Source organism: Streptomyces sp. NBC_01283, assembly GCF_041435335.1.
Lineage (GTDB): Bacteria > Actinomycetota > Actinomycetes > Streptomycetales > Streptomycetaceae > Streptomyces.
The window spans coordinates 6,408,720-6,426,309 of record NZ_CP108430.1 but is presented as its reverse complement, the minus strand read 5'-3'; the positions used below and the strand labels follow the sequence as shown (position 1 = coordinate 6,426,309).

The following is a 17,590-nucleotide window of genomic DNA, read 5'->3' as shown; positions in this document are numbered from 1 at the left end:
AGTTCCCCGCGCCCCTTACGGGCCTACGTCTGCACACCTCTGCGGGTACCTCGCGGCTGAGCGCGCAGTTCCTCGCGCCCCTTACGGGCATCACGCGCGTACGCATCCGCAGGTGCGTGGGGGCTGAGCGCGCAGCCCCCGCCAAGCCCTACCGCAGGTGCGACGTGTCGTTCAGCAAGCGCACCGACGCGTTGCCGTCCCCGTAGTACGCCACCGCCGACACCGACGCCGCCGAGAGTTCCATGCGGAACAGGGACTCCGGCGGTGCGCCGAGGGCCAGGCGGACCAGTGTCTTGATCGGCGTGACGTGGGTGACCAGGAGGACCGTGCGGCCCGCGTATTCGGCGGCGAGGCGGTCCCGCGCCGCCGACACCCTGAGGGCCACTTCGGCGAAGGACTCCCCACCAGGAGGTGCCGCGTCGGGCGAGGCGAGCCACGCGTTCAGCTCCTCGGGCTGACTCGAACGCACCTCTCCGAAAGTCAGCCCCTCCCAGGCCCCGAAGTCCGTCTCGCGCAGCCCCTCGTCGATGCGTACGTCGAGGCCCAGGCGCCCGGCGACGGCCTGCGCGGTCTCCTGGCAGCGCTTCAGGGGCGAGGAGACGATCGCCTGGATCGTGCCGCGGACGGCGAAGGCCGCCGCCGCACGCTCGGCCTGCTCCCGGCCCACCTCGGAGAGGGACGGGTCGGAACCGCCGCTCCCGGAGAACCGCTTCTGGGGTGTCAGCGCGGTCTCGCCGTGCCGCAGCAGCACGAAGGTCGCGGGAGCACCGAGGTCCGCGGGCGCCGCCCAGCCGACGGGCGGGGCCTGCGCCGCCACACTGCCCGCGGCACGCGCATCGGCACGCGCGTCGGCCGTCACCGTGCCCGCCAGCGCCGCCCGCGCCTTCGCCGCACCGGCGATGGCGTCACCCGGCGGGCCCGAGGGCTCAGCAGAAACGGAAGCCGACCGTGCCGCCCTCGCGTCCAGCTCCGCCGTCGAGTCCGACGGCTCCCACTGCTCGCCCCGCTTGCCCGCGTCCATCGCCTCGTTGGCGAGCCGGTCCGCGTGCTTGTTCTTCTCGCGCGGAATCCACTCGTACGTCACCTGGGACGACGGGAAGACCCGCGCGGCCTCGGCGGCGAGCGGCTTCATGTCCGGGTGCTTGATCTTCCAGCGGCCCGACATCTGCTCGACGACGAGCTTGGAGTCCATGCGGACGTGGACGGAGGCGGCCGGGTCGAGGTCGTGGGCCGCCTTCAGACCGGCCACAAGGCCCTTGTACTCGGCGACGTTGTTCGTCGCGACGCCGATGTACTCGGCGGCCTCCCGCAGGGTCTCCCCCGTGGTCGCGTCGATGACCACCGAGCCGTAGCCCGCGGGCCCCGGATTGCCCCGCGACCCGCCGTCGGCCTCCACGATGAACTCCCGCACGGCCACGGTCCCTTACAGACCCGACTCGGACGTACGGACCAGGATGCGGCGGCAGTTCTCGCACCGCAGGACGGTGTCCGGGGACGCCGCCTTCACTTCGTTCACCTCGGTGATGTTCAGCTCGAGGCGGCAGCCCTCGCAGCGGCGCTGGTAGAGCTTGGCCGCGCCGACGCCGCCCTGCTGGACACGGAGCTTGTCGTAGAGCTTGAGCAGGTCGGCCGGGACCGAACCCGCCACGACCTCGCGCTCCTTGGTGGTCGTGGCGCCCTCGGCGTCGATCTCCTCGAAGGCCGCGTCACGGCGGGCCGTCGCGTCGTCGATCTTCGCCTGGACCGAGGAGACACGTTCCGCCAGCTCCGCGACCCGCTCCTGGGCGGCCTCACGGCGCTCCATGACCTCGAGGACGACGTCCTCCAGGTCACCCTGGCGCTTGGCGAGCGAGGCGATCTCGCGCTGGAGGTTCTCCAGGTCCTTGGGGGACGTCACGGCGCCCGAGTCGAGGCGCTGCTGGTCGCGGTTGGCGCGCTGGCGCACCTGGTCGACGTCCTGCTCCGCCTTGGTCTGCTCGCGGGCGCAGTCGCTCTCCTCTGTCGTCGAGGCGACGTGCAGATCGCGCAGCTGCGCGATGTCCTTGGTCAGCGACTCGATCTCGGCGTGCTCGGGCAGGGACTTCTTCCGGTGCGCCAGCTGCTGGAGGCGTACGTCGAGTGCCTGGACGTCGAGGAGTCGGATCTGGTCGGCGGGCGCGGCGTTAATTGGGGGCTCCTGTGGTGTGGGTATTCGAGGCCGCGTGGGCGGTCCAGGGGTCGGTGACCGTCTTGGAGACGTGGACGCGCAGTCCCCATCCGTGACGGTCGGAGATCTGATCGAGCTGTGCGGCGGCCAGCTCGCACCACGGCCACTCGGTGGCCCAGTGCGCGGCGTCGAGCAGCGCGAGCGGGGTCTGGGCGCGGGCCTCCGACACCGGGTGGTGGCGCAGGTCCGCGGTGAGGAAGGCGTCCACGCCCGACGCGCGTACGTCGTCGAAGAGGCTGTCGCCGGAGCCGCCGCTGACCGCGAGGGTGCGGATGACCTGCTCGGGGTCGCCCGCGACGCGGATGCCCTGCGCGGTGGCGGGCAGCCGCTCGGCCGCGCGGGCGGCGAGTTCGCGGAGCGTCAGGGGGTGTTCGAGCTCGCAGATCCGGCCGAGTCCGCGGCGGCCTTGCGCGTCCGCGGGGTCCGGTACGAGGGGACGGACGATCCGGAGGTCGAGCGCGCCCGCGAGGGCGTCGGAGACACCGGGGTCGGCACGGTCCGCGTTCGTGTGGGCGACGTGCAGCGCGACGTCGTTCTTGATGAGGTCGTGGACGACGCGGCCCTTGAAGGTGGACGCCGCGACCGTGGTCGTGCCGCGCAGATAGAGCGGGTGGTGCGTGACCAGGAGCTGGGCGCCCAGCTTCACGGCTTCGTCGACGATGTCCTGCACGGGGTCGACGGCGAAGAGGACCCGGGAGATCTCCGCTCCGGGGTCGCCGCAGACCGTGCCGACCGCATCCCAGCTCTCGGCCAGTTCGGCGGGCCACAGGGCGTCGAGGGCGGCGATGACTTCAGACAGACGGGGCACAGAGGAAAGGCTACCTGCCCTCCGTGCCCCGCCGGCCATGGCTTACGTACTGCTACCGGACGCCCACGAGCTGCGTGCTACTTGACCGTCCTACTTGACGAGGAAGCCCTTGAGGTCGTCCAGGACCTCGTTCGCCGCCGTCACGCCGAGACCCAGGTACCAGGTCTCGTCCGGGACATCCTTCGCCTGGCCGTCCTCGACCGCGCCGAGCTTCTTCCACAGCGGGTTCTTCTCGGCCTCGGTGCGGCCCGTCTTCTTGGCGTCGCCGTAGACGCCGGTGAAGATCCAGTCGGCGTCGGCCTCGTCGATCTTCTCGGTGCTGATCTCCGTGGCGAGGTCGTTGACCTGCTGGTTCTTGGGGCGGGGCAGGCCGGTGTCGTCGAGGATCGTGCCGATGAAGGACGCCTTCGCGTAGAGGCGTACGCGGTCCGGCATGTAGCGGAGCATCGTGATCGTCGGCTTCTTTCCGCCGTCACCGATCTCCTCGCCGAGCGCCTTCGCCTTCTTCTCGTACGCGCCGAGCTTCGCCTTGGCCTCGGCGGTTCTGTCGAGCGCGGCGGCGTTCAGGAGGTAGTTCTCCTTCCACGTGAAGCCGGGGCGGATGGAGAAGACCGTCGGGGCGATCTTGTCGAGCTGCGGGTAGAGCTTGGCGGCGCGCAGCTCGCTGCCGATGATCAGGTCGGGCTTGAGGTTCGCGATCGCTTCCAGGTTGAGGGCGTTGATCGTGCCGACGTCCTTGGGGTTCCCGGCGTCCTTCTTCAGGTAGCCGGGGATACCGTCGTCGCCCTCGGTGGGGGCGTAGCCGACGGGCTTGATGCCGAGGGATACGACGTTGTCGAGCTCGCCGACGTCCAGGACCACGACCCGCTCGGGCCGCGCCTTGAGCTCTGTCCTGCCGCGGGCGTGCGTGATGGTGCGCGGGAACTCGCCCGGCTTCGCCGTGGTGCCCATCTTCGCGGTCTGCTCGGCGGCCTTGGCGAAGTCGTCACCGCCCTGGGCGACGGCCTTGCTGCCGCTGCCGTTGTCGGACTTGCCGGAGTCGTCACCGGACCCGCAGGCCGCGAGGGAGAGCGCGCCGGCCACGGCCACGGCGACCGCGGCCGCGGCCCGGTGGCGGCGGGGTCGTACGGACCGTGAGGACCGTGAAAGCAGTGCAAGCGGTGACATCGGTGCTCCAGGCTCCAGGGGGTGTGCCGCGGCTGCCGCTACCGCAGGCCCGCAACCACTTAGGTTCGCCTTACCCTAAGCGCGGCCTTCCCGCCCAGCACAACCACCCCCGCCCCCTCAGGCGAATCGATACATCGCCACCCTTCTGTGTGAAGCGGGCGGCCACGGATGCCACGGCAGTGCGTGCGAAAACTAGCTTCATGGCCCGGAGGTTCCCCCATGACAGCGCCCACGCTTGAGCCCGAGCCCACGACCGCGCCGCCGTCTCCCCCGGCGCCCGCGACACCCCCCGTGATAACCGCCGACGGCGCGTACGCCGCCCGCCTCGCCCTCGACGGCGATTCCTGGTTCCCCGAGCGCTGGACCCTCGACTCCCCCGAGCCGTACGCGGTGCCCCTGCCCGGCAGCCAGCCCGAGGAGCCCGGCACCGAGGTGCTCCCGATGGCCGACGGGCGCGTCCTGATCCACCGCGTCGTCGACGGCCGGCACACGTTCACGCTCCTCTACCCGACGGGCCCGCAGACCGGCGAGGTGCCCCTCGGCGCCGTGGAGTGCGGCGAGTCCCGGCTGACGCTGCTGCCGCCGTCGCCGGTCGGCAGTCACGCGTACGCCCTCGCGGTGGGCGCCGGGTCGACCGCCCTGTGGCTGGTGGCGGGCGGCGCCTTCGGTCCCGAGCACGTCGCGGAGATCCCCGGGCGCTGCTCGGGCGGGGTCTGGCTGGACGGAGAGGGCCGGATGCTGGCTCTGGACCGGGAGCTGGGCGGCCGGGTGAAGGCGGTGGCGGTGGACCTGGAGCGGGCCGGTGAGGTGTCCCCCCTCCTCCAGATCGCCGACGAGAGCAACGACCGGCTGCTGCTCGCGGACCCCGACAGCGGGCTGCTCCTGATCCGTTCGGACGCTCCGGGTCACGACCGGCTCGGCTGGGGGGTCCTCGGCGGCACGCGCCCGGTGCGCTTCCCGGAGTGCCTGCGCCTGCCCGATCTCGCGGTGACGCCGTTCGCCATCCAGCCGGGTCAGACGCTGATGCCGGAGAGCTGCGCGGTGGCGCTGCGGCTCGACGGGGCGGCGGGAAGCTGGCTGGGCCTGTGGCGGCCCGCCGAGCGCCGGCTGCATCAACTGGCCGCCCCTGAGGGGTGGTTGGCGGGCTCGGGGTGGTGGACGCGGGAGGGGGCGCTGCGTCTTCCGTATGTCACGGAGGCGGTTCCGTGCGGGGTCGCGGAGGTGGAACCGGCCGCTCCGGCGGCGGCGCCCGCGCCGGTCGCCGCGCGGCCCGTTCCGTTGCAGCAGGCGCCTCTCACCGGGCGCACGGACGTTGGTTAGACTCGCCCGGCTGTACGAACGATCTTCTTTACCGGTTTACGGGGTGAGTGTGTTGATGACGACCGAGATCAGTACGGAATCCGAGCGGAATCCCGAGCCGCGGGAGGCGGCGGGCGCTACCGGTGCGGGCAAGCACCGGGGGCCTGTGGCCGAGCACGACGGGGGCGCGGCGCCGCGGGGGCGGCACCGCCGCCAGGGCGAGAAGTAGGACCCGGCTCCACCGGGTTCTTCGCACGACAACGCCGGGCGGGCCGGATGTTCCGGCCCGCCCGGCGTCTGCCGTTTCCGGCGGGGTTCACCCCCGCTTCAGGCCCAGGACCTCCGACGCCGCGAACGTCTCCCCGTCCGGCCGCCCCGCGTAATAGGGCGACAGGGCCTCGTCCAGTTCCTCGTACGTGAAGACGTCCTTCGCCGTGTCGAACTTCGCCGCCACCTTGGGCCGCTCGACCACCGCGACCATGCCGCCGTGCACCACGAGCAGCTGTCCGTTGACCCCGGAGGCCGCGGGTGACGCCAAGTAGCCGACCAGCGGCGCCACATGCTCGGGGGCGAGCGCGTCCAGCTCGCCCGCGCCCGGCTCCTGGTACCCGGCGAAGACGTCCTCCGTCATCCGGGTCCGCGCCCGGGGGCAGATGACATTGGCCGTCACCCCGTACTTGCGCAGCGCCAGCGCGCTCGACGTCGTCAGGCCGACGATGCCGCCCTTGGCCGCCGCGTAGTTCGGCTGGCCCGCCGACCCCGCGAGGAACGCCTCGGACGAGGTGTTGACGATCCGGCCGTAGACGGGGCCGCCCGCCGCCTTGGACCGCTCGCGCCAGTGCACGGAGGCGAAGTGCGTGGTGTTGAAGTGGCCCTTGAGGTGGACGTGGATGACCGAGTCCCACTCGCTCTCGCTCATCGAGAAGATCATCCGGTCACGCAGGATCCCCGCGTTGTTCACCAGGATGTCGAGCTTGCCGTACGTGTCGACCGCCAACCGGACGAGCCCGCGCGCCTGTTCGTGGTCCGCGACATCGCCCAGGTGCGCGATCGCCTGCCCGCCCGCCGCCCGGATCTCGGCGGCGACCTCCTCGGCGGGCGTGGCCGACGCCTCGCCCGAGCCGTCGCGGCCCGGCTGGCCGAAGTCGTTGACGACGACGCTCGCGCCGAGCCTGCCGAGTTCGAGGGCTTCCGCGCGCCCGAGGCCCCGGCCCGCTCCTGTCACGATCGCGGCCAAACCGTCCAGTGGCCGTGGCAATGGCTGTGCCATCAGGGATCGAAGTCCTCTCAGATCTCGATGCACGTACGCAGCGCGACGCCCGTACGCATCTGGTCAAGCGCTTCGTTGATCTCGGAGAGCGGCACCCGGTGGGTGATCAGGCTCTCCAGGTCGATCCGGCCCGCGCGCCACAGCGCGATGGCCCGCTCGTAGGACTGCAGGACGTCACCGCCGCCGTACATCGACGGCAGGATCTTCTTCTCGTCGAAGAACAGCTCGAACATGTTGAGCTGGAGGTTGTCGTCCATGGCGCCCGCGCCGACGATGACGAGCGTGCCGCCGCGCCGTGTCGTCTCGTAGGCGGTGCGTGCGGTGGCGGACTTGCCGACGACCTCGAAGACGTAGTCGAAGCCCTCGCCCGCGGTGATCCGCTGCTTGGCGTCGGCCAGTTCGTCCGGGGAGACCGCCTCCGTCGCGCCGAACCGCAGGGCCGCCTCGCGCCGCGACGCCACCGGGTCGACGGCGATGATCTGCGCCGCGCCCTTGAGCCGCGCGCCCTGGATCGCGGAGATGCCGACGCCGCCGCAGCCGATGACGGCGACCGACGCACCGGCCTCCACCTTCGCGGTGTTGACGGCCGCGCCGAGGCCCGTCGTCACCCCGCAGCCGATCAGGGCCGCGATGTCGAAGGGCACGTCGTCCGGGATCGGCACCGCGCACCCCGCGTCGACCACGACCTCCTCGGTGAACGTCCCCGTGCCCGCGAAGCCGAAGACATCCCCGCCGGGGCGCTTGAAGTTGGGGGTGCCCGCGTTCATGAACCCGGCGAGGCAGAGCTGGCTCTGGCCGCGCTTGCACGCCGGACACTGGCCGCAGGCGGGCAGCCAGCAGACCAGGACCCGGTCTCCCTGACTGATGCCGGTCACGCCGTCGCCGACGTCGACGATCTCGCCCGCGCCCTCGTGGCCGGGGATGAACGGCGCGGGCTGCGGCAGTACGCCGTTCATGGCGGAGACGTCGGAGTGGCACAGGCCGGTGGCCCGCACCCGGATCTTCACCTTGCCGGGGCCGAAGCCCACCGTCTCGACGTCGTCGAGCACCTCTAGTTTGTCCTGGCCTATCTCGTGCAGTACGGCTGCGCGCATGGTGCGGCTCCCTCGTACGAAGATTCAGGCGTGTTCGACGATCGTGTCGGCGAGCACCGGCGCGTCGTCCCGTTCGACCGCCGTCACCGCCACCTGGACCCGGCCATCGGAGCGCCACATCCGGATCCGCAGGGTCTCGCCGGGGAAGACGATCCCGGTGAAGCGCGTGCTGTAGCTCCGCACCCGCGACACGTCGCCGCCGAGCACCGTGTCGACGACCGCCTTGAGCGTCATCCCGTACGTGCACAGGCCGTGCAGGATGGGGCGGTCGAAGCCCGCGAGCTTGGCGAACTCGGGGTCGGCGTGCAGCGGGTTCCAGTCCCCGGAGAGGCGGTAGAGCAGCGCCTGCTCCTCGCGGACGGGGCGCTCGACGGTCCTGTCGGGCTCTCCTTCGGGGGCCGGGAGGCGGGTGGAGGGGCCGCGTTCGCCGCCGAATCCGCCTTCGCCGCGTACGAAGATCTGGGCGTCGCTGGTCCACAACGGCCCGTCTGCGTCGGCCACTTCGGTGCGCAGGACGAGGATCGCGGCCTTGCCCTTGTCGTACACGGCGGCGACCTTGGAGGTGGTGACGGCCTCGCCCTTGACCGGGATCGGGCGGTGCAGCGTGATGCTCTGGCCGCCGTGCAGGACCGCGGCCAGGTTCACCTCGATGCCCGGGGACGAGAGGCCGCCGACGACGCCCATGCCGGCGCCCGCGACGGTGGCGAAGCTGGGCAGGACGTGCAGCCTGGACTCCAGGGTGTAGCGCAGTTCGTCGGGGTCGGTGGCGGGGACGCCCGCGCCCAGGCCCAGGTGGTAGAGCTGGATGTCCTTGTGATCCCAGGCGATCTCGGCCGACCTGGGCTCCGCGGCCAGTGCTTTCGCGGCGTCGATGGGCATGTGGTGGCAGCTCCTTGGCCGGTCTGAAGACCTCGGTGCGGCCGTCCGCACCGTCGGTCGCACCGAGGTCGCAACAGGGCCGGAAGGAGCCCGTTCTAGAACGCGTTCCAGTCCGGCGAACCCATGTATAGCCGAGCGTCCGGTAGTTGTGAAGACTCCTGACGTCACGTCAGATTTCCCGCTGATCACGCGTGTGACATTTGTACCGGCCGAGTCCGTACAACCACATCTGCCGCCGCCACGGCCCGCGTTCGTAGTGTCGGAGACATGACGAAGACAGCTCCCGCCGAGCGGGCCGTGGCATTCACCTCAGTGGGCAAGGCCTTCGGCCCGCTCCGCGCCGTCGACGGCGTCGACCTGGAGATCCGCCGCGGCGAGACCGTCGCCCTGCTCGGCCGCAACGGCGCAGGCAAGTCCACGACGATCTCCCTCCTGCTGGGCCTCGACGACCCCGACACGGGCCGCGTCGAGCTCTTCGGCGGCCCGCCCGAGGACGCCGTGCGCACCGGGAAGGTGGGCGCGATGCTCCAGGAAGGCCGCCTGGTTTCGCGCGTCACCGTGCGCGAGCTGGTCTCCTTCGTGGCCGGGCGTTATCCCGCGCCGCTGCCCGTCGGCGAGGCCCTCGCGCTGGCCGGGATCGAGGAGCTGGCGGGGCGGCGCGTCGACAAGCTGTCCGGGGGCCAGACGCAGCGGGTGCGGTTCGCGGTCGCGCTGGCCGGTGACCCCGCGCTGATCGTCCTCGACGAGCCGACCGCCGCTCTCGACGTGGAGGCGCGGCAGACGTTCTGGACCTCGATGCGGGCCTATGCGCGGCGCGGCCACACCGTCCTGTTCTCCACCCACTACCTGGAGGAGGCGGACCGGCACGCCGACCGCATCCTTGTCATGGACCACGGCCGGATCGTCGCCGACGGCAGCGGCGAGCAGGTCAAGCGGTCCGCGGGCGGCAGCACCGTCTCCTTCGACCTCGCGGGGCACGGCACGGAAGGCCTGACCCTGCTGCCCGGCGTGGTCTCCGTCGAGGTGCGCGGCGACCGGGCCCGGCTGCGTACGCGGGACTCGGACGCGACCGTGATCGCGCTCGCGGAGCTCGGCGCGATCCGTGGCCTGGAGGTCGCCGCGGCCTCGCTCGACGAGGCGTTCCTCGCCCTGACCGCCCCCGTCACCTCCCTCACCTCCCTCACCCAGGAGACCGTGTGATGTTCGCCTACCTCAGGCTCGAAGTACGCAGGACACTGCGCGACACCGGCTTCGTGATCGGCGGCATCGGGCTCCCGGTGCTGATGTATCTGCTGTTCACCAACATCGGCGGCGGCGCGGACTACGACGAGTGGAAGACGACGTCGATGATCGGCATGGCCGCGTACGGGGCCGTGATCGCCGCCCTGAACACCGGCACCGGCGTCGCCGAGGACAAGACGACCGGCTGGCTGCGGCAGTTGCGGGTCACACCGATGACGCCGCGCGAGGTCGTGACGGGCCGTGCCCTGACCGGCGCCGTGACGGTGCTCCCGGCGATCGTGGCGGTGTTCGCCGCGGGCGGCCTGGTCAACGGCGTACGCCTGGCGGCCTGGCAGTGGGCGGCGGCGGCACTCCTGCTGTGGCTCGGCTCGCTGCCCTTCACGATGCTGGGGCTCGGCAACGGCTACCGCCTGACCGCGCAGACCACGGGCGTGGTGAACACGGCCTGCAATCTGGGGCTGGCGGTGCTCGGCGGCCTGTGGTTCCCCGTGGAGCTGTTCCCCGGCTGGCTGCGCACCGTGTCCGACTACACCCCCACGCACCGCTTCGCGGAGCTCGGCACGTCCGTGACGGACGGCGGAGGCCTCGGCATCGGCACCGTGGCGGTGCTGACTGCCTGGCTGCTCGTGTTCGCTTCGTACGCTGTGTCCTCGTACCGCCGGTCTGCGCGGACCTCATGACGAGGCGCGACGGCGCCATGGGAGAAGTGATGTCGGAGAAGGGCTTCTGGCGGCGGCACACTCGCCTCGCGCGCTGGAAACACAGCAGCAGGGCTCAGCTCGCCGAGGTGCGGGCGCGGGAGAAGTCCTCCCGGAGCAGGCCCGACGACCTGGGCCCGCCGAACGGCTTCGCGATGCTGCCCTGGCTCCTGATGGGCATGGGCGCCTTCTCCAACCTCCTCCAGGGCAAGACGGGCAATCCCTGGATCGCGGGGATCGGCCTGCTGGTCTTCAACTCCCTCTACATCAACGTGGTGTTCCGCGCCTTCGACAAGAAGGCGCGGGAAGCGCGCGCCACCAAACAGGCACTGCTCGCGCTGACCGCGGTCACCTTCGCCCTGGCCATCGGCTACGGCGACAGCTGGCTGATGTTCTTCCCGCTGCTCGGCCTGGCCACCGGCTCGGTCCTGCGGGGCAAGCAGCTCGCTCCCGCGGGGTTCGCGCTGAGCATCTCCGCCGCGGTGGTCGGCGGGCTGCGGGAGGGCTGGGATGCGGCGGGTATCGCGTACGGCACGTTCATCTCCGTGATGGTGACGGCGGCGATCCTCGCGCTCTCCGAGACGGTGAAGGAACTGCGCTCCACCCGCGAGGAGTTGGCCCGCAGCGCGGTCGAGAAGGAACGGCTGCGCTTCTCCCGGGACCTGCACGACCTCCTCGGCCACACGCTCTCGGTGATCGTCGTGAAGGCGGAGGCGACCCGGCGGCTCGCCCCGCGCGACCTGGACGCGGCGCTCGGCCAGGTCGCCGACATCGAGTCCGTCGGCCGCCAGGCCCTGACCGAGATCCGCGAGGCGGTCACCGGCTACCGCGAGGGCAGCCTGGCCACTGAGCTCGACCGGGCGCGCGACCTCCTGGACGCGGCCGGCATCGAGGCGGTCGTACGCCAGTCGGGACCGCCGCTCGCCCCGCAGACCGCGGCGCTGCTCGGCTGGGTCGTGCGGGAGTCCGCCACGAACGTCGTACGCCACTCACGGGCGACCCGCTGCGAGATCGAGGTGACGGGCACCGCCGAACGGTCCCGGCTGCTGATCACCGACGACGGCCGCGGCGTAGGCTCGACACCGCCCGGCAGCGGGCTGAAAGGCCTGGCCGAACGCCTCGCGGCGGCGGGCGGCTCCCTGGAGTCGGGCCCCGCACCGCGCGGCGGCTTCCGGGTCACGGCGGAGCTGCCGGTCACCGAACCAAGTCCCGGCCCCGGTCCCGGTTCCGGCCCCGTCCTGGAGGAGCACACCCCATGATCAGAGTCCTGCTCGCCGAGGACCAGGGCATGATGCGGGGCGCGCTCGCGCTGCTGCTCGGCATGGAGGAGGACATCGAGGTCGTCGCGCAGGTCGGCAGGGGCGACGAGATCGTGGACGCGGCGCTGAACGCACGCCCCGACGTGGCGCTCCTCGACATCGAACTGCCGGGCCGCAGCGGTCTGGAGGCGGCGGCGGACCTGCGGGAGGAGTGCCCCGAGTGCCGCGTCCTCATCCTCACGACCTTCGGCAGGCCCGGCTATCTGCGCCGGGCCATGGAGGCGGGCGCGGTGGGATTCCTGGTCAAGGACGGCCCGGTGGAGGACCTCGCGGAGGCGATCCGGCAGGTCCTGCGGGGCGAGACGGTGATCGACCCCGCGCTCGCGGCGGCTGCCCTGAGCGCGGGGCCGAGTCCGCTGACCGGACGGGAGGCGGACGTCCTGAAGGCTTCGGTGGACGGGGCGACGGTCTCCGACATCGCGGGGCAGCTGCATCTGTCGGAGTCGACCGTGCGCAACTACCTCTCGGCGGCCATCGGGAAGACGGGGACGCGCAACCGCATGGAGGCGGTCCGTGAGGCGAGGCAGCGGGGCTGGCTCTGACTGGCCCCTGGGCCTCGCACACCGTCGATCACCGGCTCCGCCGAGTTCGTCCTCAAACGCCGGACGGGCTGGAATTCCCCTCCCGCGGCATCCACACCAGCAGCACCAACACGCCCGCCAGCAGGATGAACCCACTGGTCCGGAACGCCATCGCGTACCCCGCCGTGAGCGCCTCCGGCGTGGTCGAGCCGCCCATCCGCGACGCCGAGACGGTGGAGAGCACCGCCAGGCCCAGCGCGCCGCCCATCGTGCGGGAGGTGTTGATGAGCCCGGAGACGAGGCCCGCGTCGCCCGGGTCCGCCCCGGACGTGCCGAGGGAGGCCAGCGGTGTCGACGCGAGGCCCGCGCCGAACATCATCACGATGCCGGGCAGCATGATCGAGGTGAGGTAGCCGCCGTCGGCGGTCATCGTCGACTGCCAGCCGAAGCCCGCCGCCGCCACGATGATGCCGAGCAGGGACACGTTCCTGGCCCCGAGCACCGGCATCAGACGCGGAGCGAGCTTCGAGCCGAGGACGATCGTCAGCGACGAGGGGATCAGGGCAAGGCCCGCCTTCAGCGCCGAGTAGCCGAGGACGTTCTGCGCGTACAGCGTCATGAAGAACCACATGGCGAACATGCCGCCGCCGCACACGAACATCGCCGCGTTGGCCGCCGAGACGGACCGCACCCGGAACAGCTTCAGGGGCATCAGCGGCACCCTCGTACGCGCCTCGACGAGGATGAAGAGGGCGAGGAGCGCGAGGCCCGCCGCCAGCGGTACCAGGGTCGCCGCGGCCGTCCAGCCCTTCTCCTCGGTCTGCACGATCCCGTACGCGAGCGTGGCGAGCCCCGCCGTCACGAGGACCGCGCCCGGCACGTCCAGGCGACGTGCCTCGCCGGCCCGGCTCTCGCTGAGCCAGGCGACGCCCGCGACGATGACGAGGGCGCCGATCGGCACGTTGATCAGGAGCACCCAGCGCCAGGAGAGCAGGTCGGTGAGGACCCCGCCGACCAGGCCGCCCGCGGCGCCGCCGCCCGCGCCCACCGCCGACCAGGTGCCGATCGCGCGGACCCGCGCGGGCCCCTCGGGCACCGCCGAGGTGAGGATCGTCAGCGTGGACGGCGCGAGCACCGCCGCGCCGAGTCCCTGCACGGCCCGCGCCACGAGCAGCTGCCAGTCGGCCTGCGCGAGGCCGCCCGCGAGCGAGGCCACCGTGAAGAGTCCGAGCCCCACGAGGAACATCCGCTTGCGCCCGAAGAGGTCCCCGGCCCGCCCGCCGAGCAGCATGAAGCCCGCGAAGGTGATCGAGTAGGCGTTGACCACCCATTGCAGTCCGACCGCGCTCATGCCTAGGTCGGCCCGCATGGACGGGAGCGCGGTGTTCACCACCGACACGTCGAGGACGACCAGGAACTGTCCGGCGCAGGCGGCGAGGAGCACCGCCCAGACGGGTGCGGACTTCCGCGGCGGCGCGGCTATGTAAGTGTCAGGGGGCGTTTGGACCATGACGGCCATGCTCTCAGGCACCGGATGCGCCATGCATCGGGGTTTTGGCGCAGGGGGCCTCGGTCGTGCGTCCTAGGACTCCAGGACCTCGCTTCCGGCGCTGCCGCCCCTCTGCTCAGTTCTTCCGCAGCAGCGTCACCACAGCCGCCCCACCCAGGCCGATGTTGTGCGCGAGGCCCACCCGCGCCCCCGCCACCTGCCGCGCGTCCGCCGCGCCCCGCAACTGCCATGTGAGTTCCGCCACTTGGGCGATTCCCGTCGCGCCGAGGGGGTGCCCCTTGGAGATCAGGCCGCCCGAGGGGTTCACCACCCACCGCCCGCCGTACGTCGTCGCGCCGCTCTCGACGAGCTTTCCGGACTCCCCCGGCGCGCACATGCCGAGGGCCTCGTAGGTGAGGAGCTCGTTGATGGAGAAGCAGTCGTGCAGTTCGACGACGTCGACGTCCTCGATGCCGAGGCCCGACTTCTCGAACACCTGCCGTGCGGCGGCCCGTGACATCGGCTGCCCCACGACGTCGATGCACGAGCCCGAGCCGAAGGACTCCCCCGTGTCCGTGGTCATCGACTGCGCGGCGATCTCCACGGCACGCTCCTCAAGGCCGTGCCGCTCGACGAACCGCTCGGACACCACGACCGCGGCGGCGGAGCCGTCCGACGTCGGCGAGCACTGGAGCTTGGTGAGCGGGCGGTGGATGGTCTTGGCGGCGAGGATCTCGTCGACGCTGTACTCGTCCTGGAACTGGGCGTACGGATTGTGCACCGAGTGCCGGTGGTTCTTCGCGCCCACCGCGGCGAGCTGCGCCTCGGTGGTGCCGTACTTCTCCATGTGCTCGCGCGCCGCGTTGCCGAAGATCTGGGCGGTGGGCGGGGTCATCTCGAAGCCGTGCCCGGCCGCCATCACGCCGTAGTGCCGGGCGACGGGGGACGTCTTGAAGTCCCCTCCGTCGGAGCCGCCGCCGAGCGCGCCGCGCGCCATCTTCTCGAAACCGAGCGCGAGCACGCAGTCGTTGATGCCGCCCTCGACGAACTGCCGCGCCATCATCAGCGCGGTCGACGCCGTCGCGCAGTTGTTGTTCACGTTGTAGACGGGGACACCGGTCAGACCCAGTTCGTACACGGCGCGCTGGCCGGCCGTCGACGCCTGGAAGCAGTACCCGACCGGGACCTGCTCCACGTCCTCGTACGAGATCCCGGCGTCGTCGAGCGCCTTGGTTCCCGCCTCCTTCGCCATGTCCCAGTACTGCCAGTCCCGTGTCTCGGGCTTCTCGAACTTCGTCATGCCGACGCCGGCTATGTACGCCTTCACTGTCCAGCTCCTCTAGAGGTGGTGGGGCGGGGCTCGGGGTCCCTCGGCAGGCCGAGGAGCCGTTCCGCGACGACGTTGAGCTGGACCTGCGTGGTCCCGCCCGCGATGGTCAGACAGCGCGACATCAGGAAGCCGTGCAGTGCCCGCTCCCCGGCGCCCTCGCGCACCGCGCCCGCCGGGCCGAGCAGTTCCAGGGCCAGCTCGGCGACCTTCTGCTGGTGCGGGGTCTGCACGAGCTTGCGGACGGAGGCCCCGGCGCCCGGTTCCGCCCCGGCCACCTGCCGCATCGTCGTGCGCAGGCCGATGCAGGCGAGCGCGTGCGCCTCGGCGGCGAGCGCACCGATCCGGGCGCGGCAGGCGCCGTCGACCTCCGCGGCGCGTGCGATGAGCGCCTCCAGGCCGGTGTCGAAGGTGAGCTGGTCGGCCATGTGGACGCGTTCGTTGCCGAGCGTGTGGCGAGCGACCCGCCAGCCGTCGTTCACCTCGCCGACGACCGCGTCCTCGGGCAGCAGGACGTCGTCGAAGTAGACCTCGTTGAAGAGGGAGTCCCCGGTGATCTCCTTCAGCGGACGGATGTCGATGCCCGAGGCCCGCTTCATGTCGATGAGGAAGTACGTCAGGCCCTTGTGCTTGGGGGCGTCGGGGTCGGTGCGGGCCAGCAGGATCCCGTGGTCGGCCCACTGCGCCGCGCTCGTCCACACCTTCTGGCCGTTGATCCGCCAGCCGCCCTCGACCCGCTCGGCCCGCGTCCGCAGCGCGGCCAGGTCCGAACCGGCCCCGGGCTCGCTGAACAGCTGGCACCACAGCACCTCGCCGCTGAGCGTGGGCGCCAGGAACCGCTCCTGCTGCCCTTGCGACCCGTACGCGATGAGCGAGGGCACCACCCAGGTGGCGATCCCGAGGTCGCTGACGCGCACCCCGGCCGCCGCCAGCTCCTGCTGGACGGCGAGCTGCTGGACGGGCCCCGCGCCCAGGCCGTACGGCTCGGGGAGGTGGGGCGCGGCGTAGCCGGTGGGCGCGAGGACCTTGCGGGCGGCTGCCGGGTCGAGGCCGCGGGCCGGGGCGATGGCCTCGCGCGCCTGCTCCCGGTACGCCGCCGCCTCCCGGGGCAGCTCCACCCGCAGCTCCCGGCGCGCCCCGCCCTCCGCGAGCCGCACCGCCCGCAGCCGGTGCGCGTCGCCGGTGCCGAGCAGCTGCCGGGCAACCAGTGACCTGCGCAGATACAGATGTGCGTCGTGCTCCCAGGTGAACCCGATGCCGCCGAGGATCTGGATGGCGTCCTTGGCACAGGAGTACGCGGCATCGAGCGCGACCCCGGCGGCGAGCGCGGAAACAAGGCTCCGCGCGTCCCGCGCGGGGTCGTCCGCCGCTCGTGCCGCGTCCCAGGCGAGCGCCCGCGCCTGCTCGACGCGCACGAGCATGTCCGCGCACAGGTGCTTGACCGCCTGGAACTGCCCGATCGGGCGTCCGAACTGCTCCCGTACCTTCGCGTGACCGGCGGCCGTCTCCAGCGCCCAGGCCGCCACCCCGCACGCGTCCGCCGCGTACAGGGCGCACGCCAGGTCCCGTACGAGCGCCGCGTCGACGTCGAGCCTCCGTCCCGCCGGGACCTCCACCCCGGCCGCCGTCACCTCGGCGGTGGGCCGCGTCGGATCGGCGCTCTCCTGCGTACGTACGGTCAGCTCGGCCGCGTCGACGGCCAGCCACTCGGTTCCGCGCGCGGACTCGGCGGCCAGGATCAGCAGGTCGGCGTCGGCCCCGCAGAGCACGGGCGGCGCGGTGCCGTCGAGGAGGTAGCCGTCCGCCACGGACACCGCGGTCAGCGTGCCCGCGCCGAGAGCGACGGCGCCGATCCGCGCCCCGGACGCCAGCTCGGCGGCGAGCCCGGCGGCGCCCGCCCGGTGCAGCACGACCGAGGCGAGGGAGCTCGCCAGGTACGGTCCCGGGAGCGCCGCCCGCCCGGCCTCCTCCAGGACGACCGCGAGGTCCACGAGATCGCCGCCCCCGCCACCGCACTCCTCGGGCAGGTGCACCGCGAGCAGCCCCTGCTCGGCGAGCCCGTCCCAGTGGGCGGGCCTCGCGCCCGTGCCGGGATCGGGGTCTCCCCTGCTCGAACGGAGCTGAGAGCTCGGGGAGGAGTCGAGCAGCTTGCGTATCTCCTCGGGCGGCACCGCGCGGGTGATCCAGCCCCGCACCGCCGCCGCCAACTCCCGCTGTTCCTGCGTGATTCCGATGCCCATGCGCGTCCTCGCCGGTAGCAGCTTCCGGGAC

General features: G+C 72.1%; 16 protein-coding genes and 1 CRISPR repeat array (1 of these 17 running past the window's edge). Of the genes, 6 read left to right on the top strand and 10 right to left on the bottom strand.

What is annotated here, in order from left to right; genetic code table 11:
• A CRISPR array of direct repeats spans positions 1-91; the repeat unit is 30 nt (it extends 273 nt beyond the left edge of the window).
• A 57-nt stretch (positions 92-148) separates the two neighbouring features.
• The 4 genes from OG302_RS29040 to OG302_RS29025 form a co-directional block, all read right to left on the bottom strand.
• Positions 149-1,411 carry a bifunctional RNase H/acid phosphatase gene (locus tag OG302_RS29040; protein WP_371529470.1) on the bottom strand — a complete coding sequence of 421 codons (1,263 nt, stop codon included), beginning with the start codon at positions 1,409-1,411 and terminating at the stop codon, positions 149-151.
• 12 nt (positions 1,412-1,423) lie between these two features.
• The gene (locus OG302_RS29035; protein WP_371750261.1) at positions 1,424-2,167 is read right to left on the bottom strand and encodes a zinc ribbon domain-containing protein; all 744 of its coding nucleotides are present in this window, start codon (positions 2,165-2,167) and stop codon (positions 1,424-1,426) included.
• Positions 2,163-3,014: a Nif3-like dinuclear metal center hexameric protein gene (locus tag OG302_RS29030; protein ID WP_371529469.1), complete on the bottom strand. Its 852-nt coding sequence runs from the start codon at positions 3,012-3,014 to the stop codon at positions 2,163-2,165. Before OG302_RS29030 ends, OG302_RS29035 begins: the two co-directional genes overlap by 5 nt.
• A gap of 90 nt (positions 3,015-3,104) precedes the next feature.
• Positions 3,105-4,181, bottom strand: coding sequence for an ABC transporter substrate-binding protein (locus OG302_RS29025; RefSeq protein ID WP_371529468.1), 1,077 nt, complete (start codon positions 4,179-4,181; stop codon positions 3,105-3,107).
• Between the two features lie 219 nt (positions 4,182-4,400).
• On the opposite strand from OG302_RS29025, the gene OG302_RS29020 reads away from it, so the two are divergent.
• Together OG302_RS29020 and OG302_RS29015 are read left to right on the top strand one after the other, a co-directional pair.
• Positions 4,401-5,501: a hypothetical protein gene (locus OG302_RS29020; protein ID WP_371529467.1), complete on the top strand. Its 1,101-nt coding sequence runs from the start codon at positions 4,401-4,403 to the stop codon at positions 5,499-5,501.
• A 55-nt stretch (positions 5,502-5,556) separates the two neighbouring features.
• On the top strand, positions 5,557-5,709 hold the full coding sequence (locus OG302_RS29015) for a hypothetical protein (RefSeq protein WP_361827493.1): 153 nt from the start codon (positions 5,557-5,559) through the stop codon (positions 5,707-5,709).
• Positions 5,710-5,796: 87 nt separating this feature from the next.
• On the opposite strand, the gene OG302_RS29010 is transcribed toward OG302_RS29015, so the two are convergent.
• The 3 genes from OG302_RS29010 to OG302_RS29000 are packed head-to-tail and all read right to left on the bottom strand — an operon-like array spanning position 5,797 to position 8,723.
• Positions 5,797-6,750, bottom strand: coding sequence for a 3-oxoacyl-ACP reductase (locus tag OG302_RS29010; protein WP_371529466.1), 954 nt, complete (start codon positions 6,748-6,750; stop codon positions 5,797-5,799).
• Positions 6,751-6,767: 17 nt separating this feature from the next.
• Positions 6,768-7,844 (bottom strand): Zn-dependent alcohol dehydrogenase, encoded by a 1,077-nt coding sequence (locus OG302_RS29005; RefSeq protein ID WP_371529465.1) that lies wholly within the window; start codon positions 7,842-7,844, stop codon positions 6,768-6,770.
• Between the two features lie 24 nt (positions 7,845-7,868).
• Complete coding sequence (locus tag OG302_RS29000; protein WP_371529464.1) at positions 7,869-8,723, bottom strand: MaoC/PaaZ C-terminal domain-containing protein; 855 nt, start codon at positions 8,721-8,723, stop codon at positions 7,869-7,871.
• Between the two features lie 267 nt (positions 8,724-8,990).
• Here OG302_RS29000 and OG302_RS28995 point away from each other — a divergent pair, with 267 nt between their 5' ends.
• The 4 genes from OG302_RS28995 to OG302_RS28980 are packed head-to-tail and all read left to right on the top strand — an operon-like array spanning position 8,991 to position 12,524.
• Positions 8,991-9,923 (top strand): ABC transporter ATP-binding protein, encoded by a 933-nt coding sequence (locus tag OG302_RS28995; protein WP_371529463.1) that lies wholly within the window; start codon positions 8,991-8,993, stop codon positions 9,921-9,923.
• Complete coding sequence (locus OG302_RS28990; protein WP_371529462.1) at positions 9,923-10,645, top strand: ABC transporter permease; 723 nt, start codon at positions 9,923-9,925, stop codon at positions 10,643-10,645. Before OG302_RS28995 ends, OG302_RS28990 begins: the two co-directional genes overlap by 1 nt.
• Positions 10,646-10,674: 29 nt before the next feature.
• Positions 10,675-11,922 (top strand): sensor histidine kinase, encoded by a 1,248-nt coding sequence (locus tag OG302_RS28985; RefSeq protein WP_371529461.1) that lies wholly within the window; start codon positions 10,675-10,677, stop codon positions 11,920-11,922.
• Positions 11,919-12,524 (top strand): response regulator, encoded by a 606-nt coding sequence (locus OG302_RS28980; RefSeq protein WP_371529460.1) that lies wholly within the window; start codon positions 11,919-11,921, stop codon positions 12,522-12,524. The genes OG302_RS28985 and OG302_RS28980 overlap by 4 nt, the downstream gene beginning before the upstream one ends.
• A gap of 52 nt (positions 12,525-12,576) precedes the next feature.
• Here the strand turns inward: OG302_RS28980 and OG302_RS28975 are convergent, their stop codons facing one another.
• From OG302_RS28975 to OG302_RS28965, 3 genes are all read right to left on the bottom strand, one after another.
• Positions 12,577-14,013: an MFS transporter gene (locus tag OG302_RS28975; protein WP_371529459.1), complete on the bottom strand. Its 1,437-nt coding sequence runs from the start codon at positions 14,011-14,013 to the stop codon at positions 12,577-12,579.
• Positions 14,014-14,128: 115 nt separating this feature from the next.
• Positions 14,129-15,319: a lipid-transfer protein gene (locus OG302_RS28970; RefSeq protein ID WP_371529458.1), complete on the bottom strand. Its 1,191-nt coding sequence runs from the start codon at positions 15,317-15,319 to the stop codon at positions 14,129-14,131.
• Positions 15,316-17,559, bottom strand: coding sequence for an acyl-CoA dehydrogenase (locus tag OG302_RS28965; protein WP_371529457.1), 2,244 nt, complete (start codon positions 17,557-17,559; stop codon positions 15,316-15,318). The genes OG302_RS28970 and OG302_RS28965 overlap by 4 nt, the downstream gene beginning before the upstream one ends.
• Between the last annotated feature and the right edge of the window lie 31 nt (positions 17,560-17,590).